This window comes from Janthinobacterium goodfellowi, from assembly GCF_051380695.1.
In the GTDB taxonomy this organism is placed as follows: domain Bacteria; phylum Pseudomonadota; class Gammaproteobacteria; order Burkholderiales; family Burkholderiaceae_D; genus Janthinobacterium.
The window spans coordinates 677,945-694,898 of sequence record NZ_JBNYXN010000001.1 but is presented as its reverse complement, the minus strand read 5'-3'; the positions used below and the strand labels follow the sequence as shown (position 1 = coordinate 694,898).

14 protein-coding genes are annotated in these 16,954 nt (G+C 65.4%); 7 read left to right on the top strand and 7 right to left on the bottom strand.

All coding sequences use genetic code 11. The features are described from left to right. Nucleotides 1-87: 87 nt before the first annotated feature. A complete protein-coding gene (locus ACQ4WQ_RS03120; protein ID WP_436494605.1) occupies nucleotides 88-3,264 on the top strand; it encodes a DUF2339 domain-containing protein in 3,177 nt (1,058 codons plus the stop codon). Next, a complete protein-coding gene (locus ACQ4WQ_RS03115; protein ID WP_436494603.1) occupies nucleotides 3,261-4,715 on the top strand; it encodes a DUF3999 family protein in 1,455 nt (484 codons plus the stop codon). Before ACQ4WQ_RS03120 ends, ACQ4WQ_RS03115 begins: the two co-directional genes overlap by 4 nt. 24 nt (nucleotides 4,716-4,739) lie before the next feature. On the opposite strand, the gene ACQ4WQ_RS03110 is transcribed toward ACQ4WQ_RS03115, so the two are convergent. Next, entirely contained in the window at nucleotides 4,740-5,483 is a 744-nt protein-coding gene (locus ACQ4WQ_RS03110) for a helix-turn-helix domain-containing protein (RefSeq protein WP_436494601.1), read from the bottom strand. A gap of 160 nt (nucleotides 5,484-5,643) precedes the next feature. Here ACQ4WQ_RS03110 and ACQ4WQ_RS03105 point away from each other — a divergent pair, with 160 nt between their 5' ends. From ACQ4WQ_RS03105 to ACQ4WQ_RS03095, 3 genes are read left to right on the top strand one after another with little or no spacing between them, the layout of a single operon-like run. Then, nucleotides 5,644-6,066 carry a hypothetical protein gene (locus tag ACQ4WQ_RS03105; protein WP_436494599.1) on the top strand — a complete coding sequence of 141 codons (423 nt, stop codon included), beginning with the start codon at nucleotides 5,644-5,646 and terminating at the stop codon, nucleotides 6,064-6,066. A gap of 19 nt (nucleotides 6,067-6,085) precedes the next feature. Beyond that, nucleotides 6,086-6,499, top strand: a complete 414-nt coding sequence (locus ACQ4WQ_RS03100) for a hypothetical protein (RefSeq protein ID WP_436494597.1) — start codon at nucleotides 6,086-6,088, stop codon at nucleotides 6,497-6,499. 5 nt (nucleotides 6,500-6,504) lie between these two features. Then, nucleotides 6,505-7,287, top strand: a complete 783-nt coding sequence (locus ACQ4WQ_RS03095; RefSeq protein ID WP_436494595.1) for a DUF2145 domain-containing protein — start codon at nucleotides 6,505-6,507, stop codon at nucleotides 7,285-7,287. On the opposite strand, the gene ACQ4WQ_RS03090 is transcribed toward ACQ4WQ_RS03095, so the two are convergent. The 6 genes from ACQ4WQ_RS03090 to ACQ4WQ_RS03065 all read right to left on the bottom strand — a co-directional run bounded on the left by ACQ4WQ_RS03090 (nucleotide 7,284) and on the right by ACQ4WQ_RS03065 (nucleotide 14,484). Then, complete coding sequence (locus ACQ4WQ_RS03090) at nucleotides 7,284-8,330, bottom strand: AbrB family transcriptional regulator (RefSeq protein ID WP_436494593.1); 1,047 nt, start codon at nucleotides 8,328-8,330, stop codon at nucleotides 7,284-7,286. The two genes, ACQ4WQ_RS03095 and ACQ4WQ_RS03090, sit on opposite strands and share 4 nt — an antisense overlap. Nucleotides 8,331-8,332: 2 nt before the next feature. Further along, complete coding sequence (locus ACQ4WQ_RS03085; RefSeq protein WP_326456813.1) at nucleotides 8,333-9,406, bottom strand: ABC transporter ATP-binding protein; 1,074 nt, start codon at nucleotides 9,404-9,406, stop codon at nucleotides 8,333-8,335. 20 nt (nucleotides 9,407-9,426) lie between these two features. Further along, a complete protein-coding gene (locus tag ACQ4WQ_RS03080; protein ID WP_326456814.1) occupies nucleotides 9,427-11,217 on the bottom strand; it encodes an ABC transporter permease in 1,791 nt (596 codons plus the stop codon). Nucleotides 11,218-11,295: 78 nt separating this feature from the next. Next, nucleotides 11,296-12,393 carry an ABC transporter substrate-binding protein gene (locus ACQ4WQ_RS03075; RefSeq protein ID WP_326456815.1) on the bottom strand — a complete coding sequence of 366 codons (1,098 nt, stop codon included), beginning with the start codon at nucleotides 12,391-12,393 and terminating at the stop codon, nucleotides 11,296-11,298. Nucleotides 12,394-12,441: 48 nt separating this feature from the next. Beyond that, nucleotides 12,442-13,419, bottom strand: coding sequence for a Bug family tripartite tricarboxylate transporter substrate binding protein (locus ACQ4WQ_RS03070; RefSeq protein WP_436494590.1), 978 nt, complete (start codon nucleotides 13,417-13,419; stop codon nucleotides 12,442-12,444). A 3-nt stretch (nucleotides 13,420-13,422) separates the two neighbouring features. Then, on the bottom strand, nucleotides 13,423-14,484 hold the full coding sequence (locus ACQ4WQ_RS03065; protein ID WP_326456817.1) for a porin: 1,062 nt from the start codon (nucleotides 14,482-14,484) through the stop codon (nucleotides 13,423-13,425). A gap of 214 nt (nucleotides 14,485-14,698) precedes the next feature. Here ACQ4WQ_RS03065 and ACQ4WQ_RS03060 point away from each other — a divergent pair, with 214 nt between their 5' ends. Both ACQ4WQ_RS03060 and ACQ4WQ_RS03055 read left to right on the top strand, forming a co-directional pair. Beyond that, complete coding sequence (locus ACQ4WQ_RS03060) at nucleotides 14,699-15,421, top strand: response regulator (protein ID WP_436494588.1); 723 nt, start codon at nucleotides 14,699-14,701, stop codon at nucleotides 15,419-15,421. Next, nucleotides 15,418-16,938 carry a sensor histidine kinase N-terminal domain-containing protein gene (locus ACQ4WQ_RS03055; RefSeq protein ID WP_436494586.1) on the top strand — a complete coding sequence of 507 codons (1,521 nt, stop codon included), beginning with the start codon at nucleotides 15,418-15,420 and terminating at the stop codon, nucleotides 16,936-16,938. The genes ACQ4WQ_RS03060 and ACQ4WQ_RS03055 overlap by 4 nt, the downstream gene beginning before the upstream one ends. The last annotated feature ends 16 nt before the right edge of the window (nucleotides 16,939-16,954 follow it).

Here is a 16,954-nt window from a genome sequence, read left to right as displayed (position 1 = left end):
ACAACAGAATTCGCCAGTCTCTTGATAATAAGGTAATGTGCGCATACGTCGGGCACCTTCGCCCTGCCCTTCCAGGAAAGCTACTCCATGTTTGGATTGATCACGCTGTTCATCCTAGGCTTGCTGATTACCGCCTTCGTGCTGGCATTGCAATACCGCAGAAAGGTGGCCGATCTGGAGCTGCTGACGGCGCGCCTGCGCAAGGAAGTCAGCGGCATCCAGCAGCGCCTGCAAGCGCTGGAAGGCCTGGCCGACGCGCCATTTGCCCCGCGCGCCGAAGAGAGTGTGTTGCCGGCGCCTGTGCCTGTTCCCGCGCCGACACCGGTGCCGCAAGCGGCCATGATCGAGCCGGTCGAACTGGCAAAGGTCGCGCCGGCGCCAGCCGCCCCCGTGACGCCGAAGCCGGTGGCGCCTGTCGCGCCGGCTCCCGCCAAACCTGTCCCCGCCGCCCCGAATACCCCGTCCTGGATCGCGCGCCCGGATGGCCTGTTTGCCAAGGCGAAGAACTGGTTGTTTACCGGCAACCTGGTCGCCAAGCTGGGCTTGCTGATCCTCTTCCTCGGCGTCAGTTTCCTGCTCAGCTATGTATCGGCGCAGGTGACGGTGCCCATCGAACTGCGTCTGGCCGGCATCGCGCTGGCCGACATCGCCCTGCTGGCCTGGGCCTGGCGCATCCGCATCAGCCGTCCCGGCATCAGCTTGCCGCTGCAGGGCACGGCGCTGGCGATATTGATGCTGGTGACATTCGGCGCCTTCCGCCTGTATGAACTGATCCCGGCCGGCCTGGCGTTTGCCGTGCTGTTCGTGCTGACGGCGTTCACGTGTTTGCTGGCCGTGCTGCAAAACGCCGTCTGGCTGGCCGTCTTCGGCATCGTCGGCGGCTTTGCCGTACCCTTGCTCGTATCGACGGGCAGCGGCAACCATATCGGCCTGTTCAGCTATTACGCGCTGCTCAATGCGGGCGTCTTCGCCATCGCCCTGAAACGCGCCTGGCGCGTGCTGAATGTGCTGAGCTTTGGCTTCACCTTCGTCGTCGCCACCACCTGGGGCCTGCTGCGCTACACCCCGGAGAACTACCTGTCGACGCAACTGTTTTTGATCCTGTTCGTGCTGTTCTATATCGGCATCGCGATCGCCTACTGCGCGCGCCAGGCACCGCGCCTCAAGCATTACGTGGATGGCACGCTCGTGTTCGGCACGCCGCTGGCGGCCATGGGCCTGCAATACGGCCTGGTCCGGCACTTTGAATTTGGCCTGGCGTTTTCCGCGCTGGTCGCCGGTTTGACCTACATGGGGCTGGCCGTGGCCCTGTGGCGCAGGAACGGCTTCAAACTGCTGGCCGAAGCCTTCCTCGCGCTGGGCATCGTCTTCGGCACGCTGGCCATCCCGTTCGCCCTCGACGGCCGCTGGACGTCCGCCGCCTGGGCGCTGGAAGGCGCGGGCATCGTCTGGGTCGGCTTGCGCCAGCGCCAGACCCTGGCCTGGGCCTTCGGCCTGCTGGTGCAGGGGGCCGCGTGGATTGCCTTCCTCATCGCCATGCAGGAACTCAATACGGCATCGGCCCTGCAGGCCAACATCTGGCTCGGCTGCGCGCTGCTGGCCGCCGCCGCGCTGGTGATGGCCTACAATTTCCGCCGCCATGGCAGCCCCTTGCATCCGGAGTTCATGAGCAGCCTGTCGGTGCTGTTCCTGACGGCCGCCACGGCCTGGCTGCTGGGCGGCATCTGGAGCGAAATCCTGCTGCGCACGGATGCCGCCACGCAACTGAACCTGCTGACGATCAGCGCGCTGGCAGTGGCGGCCCTGCTGGCGGCGCTGGCGCGGCGCGAACAATGGCATGCGCCGCGCGCGCTGCTGCTGGCCGTGCAGGTACTGGCCGGCATGGTCATGCTCAGCCACGCCAGCTGGGCCTGGGACCAGCATCCGGCCAGCCTGTTCGGCGGCTCCTTCCTCAGCGCCCTGCTGCTGGGCGCCGCCGCCTTTGCCAGCGCTCGTTTCCTTGCGCTGCGCGCGCGCGGCGGCGACGCGCTGCTAGCCCTGGTGGCGCGCCCCCTGCTGGTCTGGAGCGGCCTGCTGTGGTTTGCCGCCATCCTCATGCCGCTCGTCAGCTGGCTGCTGCGCCTGATCGACGGCGACCTGACCATGCAGCCGCACGCGGGCGAACACTGGCTGGCGCTGTACCTGATCGCCGTGTGCGTGACAACGCCCATGTTCGCCATCCTGTCCCGGCGCCTGGACTGGCCGCAACTGCGCTGGTTGACCGTGGCCGCCTGGCTCGGCCTGGGCCTGTGGAGCGCCAACCTGCTGCTGGCGCTGTATGTGCGCGACTACCTGCCGACGGGCTTGAGCTGGCTGGCGCTGGCCTGCGCGCTGGTGGCCGGCGAATACCTGCTGCGTGCCTGGCCGCAAGCGGGCTGGTCACTCGACGTGCGGGCGCAGCGTCTGCTGCACACGCTGCGCACGGCCGCGCCATGGCTGATGCTCTGGCCCGTGGGCGCCATGCATGTCAGCACCTGGCTGGCGCGGCACGAAGGCAGCGTCAGCCCCGCCTGGGCCCGCTACTTGCCGGCCTGGGCCATGATGCTGGTACTGGCCTGGCTGATCCGCCGCTGCCGCGCTGGCGCCTGGCCGGTGGCGCCGATTTCCGCCTGGTACCAGCGCACCCTGATACCGCTGGGCGCGCTGTGGTCGCTGCTGCTGATCGCCGCATGGAACGTCTTTGACGACGGCGCCATGGCACCGCTGCCCTACTTGCCGCTGCTCAATCCGCTGGACCTGAGCACGGGCTTTGCCGTGCTGCTGGCCATGGCCAGCTACCGTTTATTCCCGGCCGGCCAGATCCCGCTGCCGCCCCTGTGGCAAGCGCGCTTGCCCGTCTTGGCCGCGTGCTTGCTGTATGGCTGGTTCAACCTGATGCTGCTGCGCACGGTGTCGCACTACCTCGGCGTGCCCTACACCTTTGACGCCATGATGGCCTCGCAGTTCGTGCAAGCGATGCTGTCGCTCGTGTGGAGCATCACGGCCCTGCTGCTGATGCGCCATGCGGCCCGCCAGCAGCGGCGCCAGCAATGGAGCATGGGCGCCGTGCTGCTGGGACTGGTTGTCGTGAAACTGTTCCTGATCGACCTGTCGAACGTGGGCGGCATCGAACGCATCGTGTCTTTCGTGGGCGTGGGCTTGCTGATGGTCTTGATCGGCTACCTCGCGCCTTTCCCCAAGGCTGCCGCGCCAGCGCCGGCCGAACCGAACCCGGGAGCCGCATGAAACCCATATTGATCTGTTGCAGCCTGCTGGTGGCAAGCGCCGCGCTGGCCGCGCCTGGCCAGGACCGGCCGCAGGACTATCGCTGGAGCATGCCCGTGCAGGTGCCGGCGGGCGCGGGCATCGTCCAGCTATCGTTGCCCAGGGAAGTCTACCTGCACGCCAGCTCGGCCAGCCTGGCCGACCTGCGCCTGTTCGACGCCGACGGCAAGCGCCTGGCCTATGCCATCGGTGCACCGCCCGCGCCGTCGGCCACGCAGCGCACGAACATTCCAGCCCGTATCTTCCCCGTGACGGGCGCGCCGGCAACGGGCGATGGCTTGCAAGGCATCGATATCCGCACGGCCGACGATGGCCGCTTGCTGTCGGTCAGCACCCGCGCGGGCGCGGCAGCGGCCACGGCGGCGCTGCAGGCGCTGATCCTGGACCTGGGCAAGCAATCGGAAGACAAACGCATCGCCGCCTTGCGCTTCACGCCGCCGGCCCGCACGGACAATTACAGTGCGCAAGTGCTGCTGGAAGTAAGCGATGACCTGAAGCAATGGGACGCCATCGGCACCACCACCCTGAATTGGCTCAGCAACAGCGACACGCAAACCCTGGCCAACGACAGCATCGCCTTTGCGCCGCGCGCGTTTCGTTATGCGCGCCTGAGCTGGCAAGCGGGCGAACCGCTGGCCTTTGCTGCGATCACGGCGCAAGCCGTCAGCGAAACGGACATCGCCGCGCCGCGCGCCAGCGTCGCGCTGCAAGGCTTGCCCGGCAAGCAGGACAATGAATGGCGCTACGCCACGCCTCTCGCCATTCCCGCCGACAGCATCGCCCTGCAATTGACGCAGACCAATACGGTGCTGCCCGTGACCCTGGGCGTGTATCGCCAGAACAGCTATATTCCCCGGCATCGGCTGCACCTGCGCCAGCAGGCGCGTCCCGCGCAAGGCGCGTATTTCGATCCCCTGCTGAGCACGACGTTTTACCGCATCGGCCTCGATGGCAAGGAACGGATCTCGGGCGACCTGGCCATGCCCGTCACGCAGACCGGCGAATGGGTATTGCAGACATCCACGGAACAGCCGCTCGCCGCCGGCAATGCGCCCGCCTTGCGCCTGGGCTGGACACCGGCCACCGTCGTCTTTCTGGCCAGCGGCAAGCCGCCCTATCAGCTGGCGTTCGGCAACAGCAACGCCGCCGCCGTCGCGCAGCCGCTGTCGCAGGTGGCGCCCGGCTTCAAGGCAGACGAATTGCTGGCGCTGAAGGCGGCCAGCGCAGGCCCGCTCCAGCCCAATGCCGGCGCTGAGGCCCCTCCACGCGTCACCAAGGACGGGGCGCCGTGGCGCCTGGCCGCACTGTGGGCTGCGCTTCTGCTGGGCGTGGCCGTGCTGGGCTTTTTTGCCTGGCGCCTGCTGACGCAGATGAAAGAGGAGCAAGGCAGTACGGACAAGCAGGAACATTAGCCGCTTGGCCGCGACATTGCTGCCTCACTGCCGCAGCAGCGCCTTGAACGTCTGCGGCATCCAGGGACGTGCCGCCAGCATGAAGCTGATGGCCAGGCGCTCATCACCAGGCAGACGCGCGTCTTCCTGGTGCTGCTGCGAAAATTCCACCGCCACTTGCTTCAGGCGCTCCAGCAAGGCCGCCGTGGATTTCTTCGACAGCATCACGTTCACCAAGCGCAGCAATTCCGTCTCTCCATCGAACTGCGAATTCAGATAGTCGCCATAGGCTTCCTCTTTGAAATACGTGTGGATGGGACCGTTCGGTATCCACGCAAACGTGCGCGCCACCAGCAGTTTGACCCGGTTATTCGGCAGCAGTTCCAGAAAACCGATCTTGTCGAGACGCAGCAGGTATTTCACGGCTTGCGCTTCGCTGATGTCGTAGATGGCGACGATCTGTTCCAGCGGCAGCAGGTTCAGGGCGGAGACGGCCACCACGAACAGCCGGGTGTCCTCGATGATTTCCTTTTCCTGCGCATACGTCAGGCCCGTGATCAGGGTGGGCGAGGCCTGGGCTGACTGCACGGCCAGCGCCAGCTGCTGGAAATCGCTGCCGATGGCGACCAGGATCTGGTCCAGCCGCTGCAGGGTAAATTGCTTCTGCGAAAACATCCGCTTGACGCTGGCTTCGGACACGCCGATGCGCTGCGCCAGCTCGGCATAGGTGACGGCGCGCGCCTTCAGCAGGCGTTTCAGGGCTTCGATCAGGGCGTGGGTTTGCGGCATGCACTTCCTTTATAAAAATAGCATCGGTTCTGGCGGCAAAAAAGTAGCGCAATACGCTACCTATGGTATGCCTGCCCGCTACGAGTAGCGTTTTCATTGACCAATTGCCCACAGTCTACAATGATGGCGTTGCCACTTGGCACACTTGAAGGAGAAACACATGAAACGCCTGCTGCCCCTCTGCCTGTCCCTGTCGCTGCTGACGCTCTCCATGGCCGCCCCCGGCCTGGTCCACGCCGCCGCCTCGGAGAACCTGTCGAAAGGCTCGCAGAACCTGAGCCAGGGTTCCGCCGTCGTCGTCGCCGGTTCCATGTCGATGCTGGTCGCTTCCGGCCAGGTCGTCGTCGCCAGCGTGGAAACGGTGGGCGAAGGCATCGTCATCGTGCTGAAAGGCGCTTCCGAAGCGGGCGGCGCGTCCATCCAGATGAGCACGCAAGCGGCCCAGGGCCTGTCGCTGGCGGCCGGCACCGTGGTCAATGTGGTGGCGCTGTCCACCGGCCACATGCTGGTCCTGTCCGGCAAGGCCATCGCCTTCATCCCGAACGAACTGGGCAAGGCGCTGCTGCACCACTCCAAAGCGTAATACCGACAACAGGACCTCCATGAAACACATACTCGCCATGACCCTGCTGTGCGCCGCCGCCATGGCGCCGCTGGCCCAGGCCAACTCAGATACCACCAACGCCTCCGACAATGCCAGCATGGCCTCGGCCATCGTGCTGGTCGGCTCCATGTCGGTGCTGGCCGCCGCCGGTGAAATCGTCATCGACAAGGTGGAAGACGCGGCCGACGGCAGCGTGCTCGTGCTCAAAAGCGCGGCCAAGGGCGCATCGTCCGCCGCCACGGCTTCCGTCAAGCTGAGCCAGAAGGCCATGCAAGGCCTGTCGCTGGCGGCCGGCACGGTGGTCAAGGTAGTGGCCGTCTCGACGGGCCATATGCTGATGCTGTCGGGTAAGGCCATCGCCTATGTGCCGAACACGGCCGGCAATGCCATCCTCCACCATTCGAAAGCGTGAACCGCATGAAACGCCTGACCGTCATTGTTCTCAGCCTGGCCCTGGCCGGTGCCGCCCATGCGGGGCGCTCGTGCGAGGAAAAGCAAACGGATGCGACCACCCTCGTCAAATCGATGGACCTGGCGCAAAAGACCCTGCAGGCGCTCGACGCTTCGGGCGCGCAGGTGGCGCTGGTGGCGCGCGCCGGCCAGGACCTGTCGAAATACAATTTGCGCTATTCGCACATGGCGCTGGCCTGGCGCGACCACCCGAAGGGGCGCTGGCTGGTGGTGCATGAACTCAATGAATGCGGCACGGCGCAATCGTCGCTGTACAACGAAGGCTTGGGCAATTTCTTCATGGATGATGTGTTCATGTATGAAACCCTGATCCTGATCCCGGGCCAGGATACGCAGCAGCAACTGGCGCGCCTGCTGGCAAGCAACACGCCCAAGCGTCTGCATGAGCAGCACTACAATATGCTGGCCTACCCGTTTTCCACCAAGTACCAGAACTCGAACCAATGGGTGCTGGAAACCCTGGCCGCCGCCAGCAACGAGCCTGGCAAGATCGAAACGCGCGCCGAAGCGCAAGGCTGGCTGCGCAGCGCCAGCTACGCGCCGCAGACGCTGAGCATACCCGCCGCCACGCGTCTGGGCGCGCGCATGTTCCGCGCCAATATCGCCTTCGACGATCACCCGTTCGAGCGCCGCATGACGCGCCAGATCGACGTCGTCACGGTCGACTCCATCGTGCGCTTCATGCGCCAGCGCGAGCCGCAGGTGCGGGAGATCGTCGTGCGGAACTAAGGACGCTGCAGCAGCCGGAACAGCGGACCTGTCAACAATACCAGCACCACCATGCGCGCCACGTGAAACGCCGTGACGATGGGCACGCCCAGATGCAGGGTCTTGGCCGTCAGCGACATTTCCGCGATGCCGCCGGGCGAGGTGGCCAGGATGGCCGTGCCGGGGTGGATGCCCAGCCAGTGCGACAAGCCCAGTCCGAAAGCGGCCGCCAGCAGCAGCATCAGGACACTGCACAGGGCAACGCCGGCCAGGTAGCGCGGCGCCGCATGCAGGAAGGCGGGGCTGAAGCGCGTGCCCAGGGCGATGCCGATGAACAGCTGGCCCGCGCGTATCATCCATTCGGGCAGGCGCGACAGATGGATGCCGCACGCCGTCAGCAGCAGCGCGGCCAGCAGCGGGCCGATGACCCAGGCGTTGGGCAGCTTGCCCCGCTTGAATGCGAGGGCCGCCAGCACCGTGATGCCGACCAGCAGCGCCAGCCCGCCATAGTCGACCAGCGCGGCGCCCGGCACGAAGCTTTCATGCCCCGCGGCCAGGCCATGGCTGCCCCAGTAGCGCACGCCGAAGGGAATGGTCGCCACCACCAGCATCATGCGCAGACTGTGCGCGGCGGCGACCTTGCCCACGTCGGCGCCATGGCGCTCGCTCTGCACCGCCATCTCAGATGCGCCGCCGACCGCCATGGCAAAGAAGGCGGTGGCATGGTCGACGCCGGAAAGGCGCCGCAGCAGCATGGCGCCAGATACCCCCAGCGCCAGCGCGAACAGCACGGCGCCGGCGATCCACGGCAGATAGACAATGAGGACGGCCAGCACGGGCGCCGTGAAATACAGTCCCAGGGCCGTGCCGATGGCCCACTGGCCCGCCTCGCGCACGCGCACGGGGCAGGCCAGTTCGCGCCCTGCCAGGCGCAGTGCGGCCGTGGCAAACAGGGGACCGATCATCCACGGCAGCGGCGTGTGCAGCCACAGACAGATGACGGCGCCCGCCAGCCCGGCGGCCAGCGCGGCAGCAAAGGCGCGCCAGCGCGGCCACCACGGCACCGTTAAAACACCCAGAGCTTATCTGCCGGCATGTGCAGCCAGTACTTGCCCGCTTCGAGCTTGTGGCGCGAATACGCGCGCAGGCTGATGTTCTCGGCGCCGCCGCGCTCGAACAGGCATTCCCAGCGGTCGCCCAGGTACATGCAGGTCAGCAGCGGCAGCTCGATGGCGTTGTCCACCTGCGTGGCGCTGATCTTCACCTCTTCGACGCGTATCATCGTCGTCACTTCCGTGCCCACGTTGGCGCCGCGCGCCACGCCCTGCATGGAGGCGCCATCGACCAGCAGGCGCACGTGCTGGCCCTCGCGCTGCACCACCTTGCCGGGCAGGCGGTTGTTACTGCCCATGAATTCGGCCGTAAACAGGGTGTCCGGCGTTTCATACATGCTTTGCGGCGTGCCCTGCTGCTCGATCTTGCCGTTATTGAGCAGCAGGATGCGGTCGGAAATGGCCATCGCCTCGCCCTGGTCATGCGTCACCATCAGCGCGGACAGGCCCAGGCGCACGATCAGCTCGCGCAGGAAGGCGCGCGCTTCTTCGCGCAGCTTGGCGTCCAGGTTCGACAGCGGTTCGTCGAGCAGGATCACGGGCGGGTTGTACACCAGCGCACGGGCGATCGCCACGCGCTGCTGCTGGCCGCCGGACAGCTGATGCGGATAGCGTTCGCCCAGGTGCCCCAGGCCCAGCTGCGTCAACACTTCCTTGATGCGCGCGGCGATCTCCGTGCTGCCCATCTTGCGCAATTTGAGGCCATAGGCGACGTTGTCGAACACGGTCTTGTGCGGCCACAGCGCATACGACTGGAACACCAGTCCCAGGTTGCGATGCTCGGCCGGCATCTCGAAGTGCTGCGCGCCGTCGAAGACATTGCGCTCGCCGATCTGGATCGTGCCCGCCTTCGGGCTTTCCAGCCCCGCAACGGCGCGCAGCAAGGTGGTCTTGCCGCTGCCCGAAGGCCCCAGCAGGGCGACCACTTCGCCTTTTTTCAGGTGCATCGAGACACCCTTCAGGATCTGGTTGGCGGCAGCGCCCGTGCCATAGTCCAGGTGCAATTCATTGACGGTCAATTCATTCATGATGTGGTCTCAGTTTCTAATTAGTTATGCAACTTCACGCCGAAGCGCAGCGCGATGCCCAGGCCGATGGCCACCAGGGTGATATTGATGAAGGACAGCGCCGCCACCAGGTCGGTCGAGCCGCCTGCCCACAGCGATACCAGCATGGCGCCGATCACTTCCGTGCCCGGCGAGAGCAGGTACACGCCCGTCGAATATTCGCGCTCGAAGATCAGGAACACCATCAGCCAGGCGCCCAGCAAGCCGTATTTGATCAGCGGCAGGGTCACGTCGCGCGTCACCTGGCCGCGGCTGGCGCCGACGGCGCGCGCTGCCTCTTCCAGTTCCGGTCCCACCTGCAGCAGCGCCGTGGAAATCAGGCGCATGCCGTAGGCCATCCACACCACCGAATACGCGAGCCACAAGGCGAAGATGGTCGAGCGCACTTCACGCAGCACGGGGATCACATGACCGCTCAGCCACAGGGCCACGCCGTTGTCCATGCCTTTCAATATGCCGTCGAGCCAGGCCGGCACGAACAGGAACACCCACAGGAATGACAGGCCGGCCAGCAGGCCCGGCACGGCGCGCGGCACCAGCACGCTGTAATCGAGCAGGCGCGTGATGCCGTCCTGCTTGCGGTGCATGGCCAGCGCGATGAAGCTGTAGCAGGCCACGGCCAGCGCGCCGCCGACGACGCCGATCAGGATGGTGTTGACGATGCCGCGCACCAGCGACGGCTGGTCGAAAATGTCGCGGAAATGCTGCAAGGTCAATACATCGGCCAGGTGCACGCCCTCGCCCCAGTACTGCACGAAGGAGCGCAGCACGATGCCGCTCAAAGGCAGGATGATGGTGAAGATCAGCCAGCCGGCCAGCAAGGCGAACGCCAGCCACTTCCAGCGGCCCAGCGGCATGGCCTTGCTGCGCGCGCCCTTGCCCTTGATCGACACATACTTGTTGGCCGACTTGAGCAGCCAGCGCTGTATCATCACCAGCGGCATGGTCACCATCACCAGGCAGACGGCGACGGCGGCCATCAGGTGGTACGACGGCGTACCGAGCTTGTTCGTCAGCTTGTACAGATAGGTCGGCAGCACCAGATGGCCTTCCGGATCGCCGAGCACCAGCACCAGGCCGAACACTTCGAAGCCGAGGAAGAACACCAGCACGCCCGCATACGCCAGCGCTGGCATGATCATCGGCAGCGACACGTTGAGCATCACCTGGATCGGCGAGGCGCCGGCCACGCGGGCTGCCTCCTCGACGTCCGAGCCCAGGCTTTTCAGGGCCGAGGAGGCGTACAGGTAGACGTGCGGCACGTGCGTCAGGCCGGCGATGATGACGATGCTGGTGAAGGAGTAAATATTCCAGGGCACGAAGCCGAGCAGCTCCTTGGCCCAGATCGAGTAGAAGCCCACGGGGCCCATCGAAACGACGTAGCCGAAGCCCATCACCATCGGCGAGACAAAAATGGGCACCAGCAGCATGGGCGCCACCCAGCCGCGGCCAGGCAGGTCCGTGCGCACCATCAAAAAGGCCAGCATGCCGCCCAGCGGCACGGCGATGACGGTCAGGCCGAAGGCCAGCATCAGGCCATTCTTGAAGGCCATGGCGAAATCGGGATCATCGAAGATGAAACGGTAGGAATCAAAGCCAAATTCGCGCACGGGCATGAAAAACGGCGCGTTCAAAAAGCTCTGGTAAAAAATCAGGAACAGCGGCAGGAAGATGGCGACCAGCGTGATCGCCACGACCACGCCGCGCGGCCAGTTCAGACGCGACAAGGGAGAGCGCGACCGTGCGGGCAGCGGCAAGATAGCAGTTTGCATGATGAATCCAATGAATGAAGGGTGCGGCGTGCGCCCGCAAGCCAGGCTCGCGGGCGGCCAAGACGGCATTGGCTATTTTTACTTCTTGCCGGCGGTCTCTTTCCACTGCTTCAGGAACGCCATGCGCTTGGCAGGTCCCAAAAATTGCAGGATGATCGGATGCACGGGAATCGGCTTGACGTTGGCCGCGCCGATTTCCTTGATCAGTTCAGCCGATGTCGTTTCGCCCGTGACGTCGGCGCGGATGGCGAACAGCTTGGCGCCGTTGGCGATGATGGTCTGGCCGCGGTGCGACAGGATGTAATCGAGCCACAGCTTGCTGGCGTTGACGTTCTTCGCATTCTTGTTGATGAACTGCACGCGCGACAGGATCAGCGTGTAATCCTTGGGCAGCACCACGCCGATCGACGGGTCGGTCTTGGCGCGCACCAGGGCATAGGAACCGAGCACGTTGTAGCCGATCAGGTTTTCACCCGACGAAATGCGCTCCATCATGGTGCCCGTCGACGACTGCACACGCACCTTGGCCGTGCCGAAGGCGTTTTGCAGGGCCAGGAACTGCGGATATTCCTTCGCATCCTGCGCCATGAACATGAAGCCGACGCCCGACTTTTCGATGTCGTAGGTGGTGACCTTGTCCTTGAATTTCGGCGTGGCGATCAGCTTGACAAAGTCGTCATGGTTCTTCGGCACTTCCTTAGGATCGAGCAAACGCTTGTTGTAGACGATGGCGGCCGGCTCGAACGTGGTGCCGTAAGCCTGGTCGTCCCACATGGCCCAGCCGGGAATCTTCGCCGCTTCGACCGACTTGTATTTCAGAGCGTAGCCGTCGGAGGCCAGGCGCATCTGCAGGTCCATCGCCGACGACCACATCACGTCGGCCGTGTTGCCGCCGGCGGCCACTTCGGAAATGAAGCGGTTATATACTTCCGTCGAATTCATGTCGTTGTATTCGACCGAGATGCCCGGATACAAGGCGCTGAAATCCTTGATCAGGGGCGCGGCCGCCTTGCTGTCGGTCGCGCTGTAAATTACCAGCTTGCCTTCCTTCTTGGCCGCGTCGATGATCTTCTGGTAGTCGGCCGGATAGCCGGCTGGCACTTGCGCGAAGGCGGCGCCGGCCAGGCTGGCAAACGCGGTGGCAAGGGCGACTTGAAGCAGGGTCTTGGTTTGCATGGGGTTGTCTCCGTCTGTGAAATAGATATTTTTTAAATGTGACGCCGTTCAGCGCATTAATCCGAGCTCGGTGGCCTGCCGCGCATACTCGTCGACCGCCTTCCTGACATACGCCGTCAGCTTCGGCCCCGTCAGCGCGAACGGGTACAGGCCTGCCTGCGCGCGCCATTCGGCGAACTGCGGCGTGGCCATGGCGCGGTCAAAGGTGGCCACCCAGCGCTGGTAGTCCGCCTCCGGCACCTGCGGCCCCATCCACACGCCGCGGATGATGGGCCAGACCACGTCGATCCCCTGCTCACGCGCCGTCGGCACGCCGGCCAGCACGCCCGGCAGGCGTTTTTCCGACAGCACCGCCAGCACACGGGCGTGATTGGCGCTGGCGTTCAGGGTGGCTTCGGACGTATCGCCCGACACCACCTGCACGTAATCGGCCTGCATCGCCGTAAACACTTCGCCGCCGCCTTCGAGCGCGACGAAGCGCAGTACTTTCGGGTCGATGCCGGCATGGCGCGCCACCAGCGCCATCTTCAGCCAGTCCTGGCTGCCGATGGTGCCGGAGACGCCGATCAATACCTTGTCAGGATGCTGGCGCAATGCCGCGATCAGGTCACCCAGCGTCTTGTAGGGCGAATCGCTGCGCACGGCGATCATGCCGTAGTCGGCGCCCAGCGCCGCCACCCAGCGCACGTCGCCCGCCTTGGCGTTGCCGAACTTGCCCTGCGCCAGATTGAGCAGCGAACCGCCCGAAAAGGCCACCAGGGTGTTCGGCTCCGCGCGGCGGCGCTGCGAGCCCATCGAGTGCCAGGCCACGGCGCCGATGCCGCCGGGCAGATAGCTGATGCGCATCGCATTTGCCACGCTACCAGCCACGCTCTCCTGCGCCAGGCCTTTTTTCGCCAGCTTGCAGGTCAGGTCCATGGCGCCGCCCGGCTTGGACGGCACCACGCACTCGGCCGATGCCGACGCCGCCGCAAGGGCGGGCAACAGGCACAGCAGCGGCAGGAACAGGGAGCGCAGCATCGTCATGCCTTAGAAGCGGTGCTGGATGCCGGCGATCACGCCGCGCTGGGTGTCGCCGAAACCGGCATCGTCGCGCGACAGGCTGACCAGCTGGTTGTGCTTGGCCTTGGCGTAGGCACCCGCCACGTACAGGTCGGTGCGCTTGGACAGGGCATAGCGCACGCGCGCCACGTACATGATCGGATCGGCATCGAGGTTGGCGGCCACGTTTTTCACGTCCTGATAGTAGATCACGCCCGTCAGGGTGATGACCGGCGTGGTCTTGTAGCTGACGCCGCCCCAGTACAGGGTGCCGCGCACGTCGGCCTTGCCGGCTGCAGCCGGATCGAGCTTGTAGTCGCGCGCCGCCGCCTGCACTTTCCACGGGCCGTCGTCATACATGGCGCCCAGGTGGTACACGGTGGTCTTGTCGCGCGCGCCGCCGGCGATGGCATTGCCGTTCACCTGTTCATACGTGGCCAGCAGGCTGACGGGACCCGTCGTATAGGTGACGGCGGTCGACAGCTTGGCGCTGTCCGAATTGCCCGTCGACTGTTCGCCGAAGCCGTACGATGCGCCGTAGCTGAAGCCCCCCGTCTTGCCAGAGTACTTGACCATGTTGTCGAAGGCCGTCGTCATGCCGTATTTGCTCGGGCCCGTCGCGTTGGCCGAGGTGGCCCACGAGTAGAATGGAGCATAGGCCATCGGATCGAACGGCAGCACGAAGTCGTACACGGTAGTGAACGAGCGTCCCAGCACGACGCGGCCGAACGCGCCTTCCAGGCCCACGTTGGCCTGGCGCTTGAACAGCGCGCCATCGGCCGCGCCCGTGTCGACCAGGATGCCGCCTTCCAGATTGAAGACGGCTTTCAGGCCGCCGCCCAGGTCTTCGCTGCCCAGGATGCCCCAGCGCGACGTGTTCATGCCGCCGGAGCTCACCTGCGTCATCGAGCTTTTGTTCGGACCCGCGTTGCTGGTGTTGCTGATGCCGGCGTCCAGGCGGCCGTACAGGGTGACGTTGGATTGGGCGTGGGCGCTGCCGGCAGCGGCGAGTACCGCCATGGCGGCCAGCGAGAATGCAGTTTTCTTCATGTAGAGTGTCTCCCTTAGATATAGTTATTAGTGATATGCCTGATCAATTTCATGAATCAGGATCACACTATATGATCGCGATCCTTTCAATTCGCTTTCAGAATGACAGGTGTCGCCGGACAGCCACAAGGGGAACGAACATATTCATCCCCGCCCCTGTCGGCGCGGCGCCGGCAGGCTTACACTGTATCGTTTCAAACGAATGGCGGAGACCATGCGCATATTATTAGTGGAAGACCATCTGGAGCTGTCGCACTGGCTGGCAAAGGCCCTGCGCGACGCGCACCTGACGGTGGAGACGGCCCACAACGGCGCCGATGCCGACGCCCTGCTGCATACGCAGGAATATTCTTTGGTGCTGCTCGACCTGACCCTGCCGAAGATGGACGGCCTGGACGTGCTGCGCCGCCTGCGCGCGCGCGGCGGCACGCGCGGCAAGACTCCCGTCATGATACTCACGGCGCGCGGCGGCCTCGATGAAAAAGTGCAGGGCCTGAACCTGGGGGCGGACGACTACATGGCCAAGCCGTTCGAACTGGCCGAACTGGAAGCGCGCGTGAAAGCCCTGCTGCGCCGCAGCCAGGGCAACGAAGCGCTGGTGCACACCTGCGGCGCGCTCAGTTTCGACACCGTCACACGCATGTTCAGCTATGGCGGCGCGGCGCTGGCCCTGACGCCGCGCGAACACGCCGTGCTCGAGGCGCTGATCACGCGCTCGGGGCGCGCCGTGTCGAAGGAAAAGCTGTTCGACGAAGTCTTCGCGCTGGCCGACGACGCCAACCTGGACGCCATCGAACTGTATATCCACCGCGTACGCAAGAAACTGGAAAGCGGCGTGGAAAGCGGCTCGCCCGACGGCGCCGTCATCACCACCCTGCGCGGCATCGGCTACCTGCTGCAGCCGCGCAGCGCGATGGCGCCGGCCACGCCAAAATGAGCGCTGTCACGCCGCGCCTGCCCCTGTTCGAGCGCCTGCGCCGGCGCTGGGCGCAGGGCCGGCCGCTGGGCAGCCTGCGCAGCCAGCTGCTGCGCTGGCTGCTCATCCCGCTGGTGATGCTGGTGCTGCTCGATGCCGTTTTTGTCTACCGCAACGCGCTCGACGCGGCCGACATGGCCTACGACCGCTCGCTGCTGGCGTCGACGCGGGCACTGGCCGAACGCGTCTCCATCGTCAACGGCAAGGTCGTGGCCGAAGTGCCTTACGTGGCGCTCGACAGCTTCGAGACCGACACCCTGGGCCGCATCTACTACAAGGTCACGGGCATCAACGGCGAACTGGTGTCGGGCTATGGCGACCTGCCGCCCGTGCCGAAAAACGTGCCCCGTTCGCAGAATTATCCGGCACTGGTGCGCTTCTACCACGCCGACTACCACGGCAAGCCGATCCGCATCGCCGCCCTGCTGCAGCCCGTGTATGACGACTCGATGCGCGGCATCGCCCTGATCCAGGTGGCCGAAACGCTGGACGCACGGCGCGGCCTGTCGAACCAGATCCTGTTCGATACCCTGAGCTGGCAGGCAGCGATGATACTGGTGATGGGTGCGCTCGTGTGGTTTGCCGTGCGCCTGGTGCTGCAGCCGCTGATGCGGCTGAAAACGGAGGTCGAGACGCGCGCCCTGTCCGACCTGTCCGACGTCGACCCCACCTTGGTGCACAAGGAAATGCGTCCGCTGGTGAGCGCCATGAACGGCTCCATGTCGCGCCTGCAGCAGCTGATCGCCAGCCAGCGCCGCTTCATCGCGGACGCCTCGCACCAGCTGCGCACGCCGTTGACGGTACTGAAAACCCAGGCAGAAATGGCCATGCGCGAGTGCGACCGCCAGACGGGCGCGCCGCCGGACATCGCCGCCCTGCGCGACATCGTGCGTTCGATCGCCGCCACCACCGATTCGACCGTGCTGCTGGCCAACCGCCTGCTGACCCTGGCGCGCATCGAGCATGGCGGCGACAGCCTGGCCATGGACACCGTCGCGCTGCGCGACGTGGCGCAGCAGGTGGGACTGGAAATGGCCATGGCCGCCGTCGGCAAGCGTATCGACCTGTCGCTGGAAGCGCCCGACGAGGCGCCCGTGCATGGCCAGGCCCTGCTGCTGCATGAACTGGTGGCCAACCTGGTCGACAATGCCCTGCGCTACACGCCGCAGGGCGGCAGCGTGATCCTGCGCGTGCGCGCGGCGCAGCCAGGGCACGAACACGGCGCCGTGCTGGAGGTGGAGGACAGCGGCAAGGGCATCCCGCCGGCCGAGCGCGAACGGGTATTCACGCCGTTCTACCGCGTCGGCACGGCGCTCGAGAGCAACCCGGGCGGCGCCGGCCTGGGCCTGGCCATCGTGCGCGACATCGCCGCCCTGCACGGCGCGCGGCTGGAACTGGCCACGGCGGCGAATGGACATGGGCTGAAAGTCGGCGTGTATTTCGCCCCGGCGCCAGTCGATGCTAAGATCGCGCCCTGAGATTTTAATGAAGGCC

Bases quoted from the DNA above. Each gene is read 5' to 3' on its own strand.
- ACQ4WQ_RS03120 (WP_436494605.1), top strand. From the start codon at position 88: ATGTTTGGATTGATCACGCTGTTCATCCTAGGCTTGCTGATTACCGCC.
- ACQ4WQ_RS03115 (WP_436494603.1), top strand. From the start codon at position 3,261: ATGAAACCCATATTGATCTGTTGCAGCCTGCTGGTGGCAAGCGCCGCG.
- ACQ4WQ_RS03110 (WP_436494601.1), bottom strand. From the start codon at position 5,483: ATGCCGCAAACCCACGCCCTGATCGAAGCCCTGAAACGCCTGCTGAAG.
- ACQ4WQ_RS03105 (WP_436494599.1), top strand. From the start codon at position 5,644: ATGAAACGCCTGCTGCCCCTCTGCCTGTCCCTGTCGCTGCTGACGCTC.
- ACQ4WQ_RS03100 (WP_436494597.1), top strand. From the start codon at position 6,086: ATGAAACACATACTCGCCATGACCCTGCTGTGCGCCGCCGCCATGGCG.
- ACQ4WQ_RS03095 (WP_436494595.1), top strand. From the start codon at position 6,505: ATGAAACGCCTGACCGTCATTGTTCTCAGCCTGGCCCTGGCCGGTGCC.
- ACQ4WQ_RS03085 (WP_326456813.1), bottom strand. From the start codon at position 9,406: ATGAATGAATTGACCGTCAATGAATTGCACCTGGACTATGGCACGGGC.
- ACQ4WQ_RS03080 (WP_326456814.1), bottom strand. From the start codon at position 11,217: ATGCAAACTGCTATCTTGCCGCTGCCCGCACGGTCGCGCTCTCCCTTG.
- ACQ4WQ_RS03075 (WP_326456815.1), bottom strand. From the start codon at position 12,393: ATGCAAACCAAGACCCTGCTTCAAGTCGCCCTTGCCACCGCGTTTGCC.
- ACQ4WQ_RS03070 (WP_436494590.1), bottom strand. From the start codon at position 13,419: ATGACGATGCTGCGCTCCCTGTTCCTGCCGCTGCTGTGCCTGTTGCCC.
- ACQ4WQ_RS03065 (WP_326456817.1), bottom strand. From the start codon at position 14,484: ATGAAGAAAACTGCATTCTCGCTGGCCGCCATGGCGGTACTCGCCGCT.
- ACQ4WQ_RS03060 (WP_436494588.1), top strand. From the start codon at position 14,699: ATGCGCATATTATTAGTGGAAGACCATCTGGAGCTGTCGCACTGGCTG.
- ACQ4WQ_RS03055 (WP_436494586.1), top strand. From the start codon at position 15,418: ATGAGCGCTGTCACGCCGCGCCTGCCCCTGTTCGAGCGCCTGCGCCGG.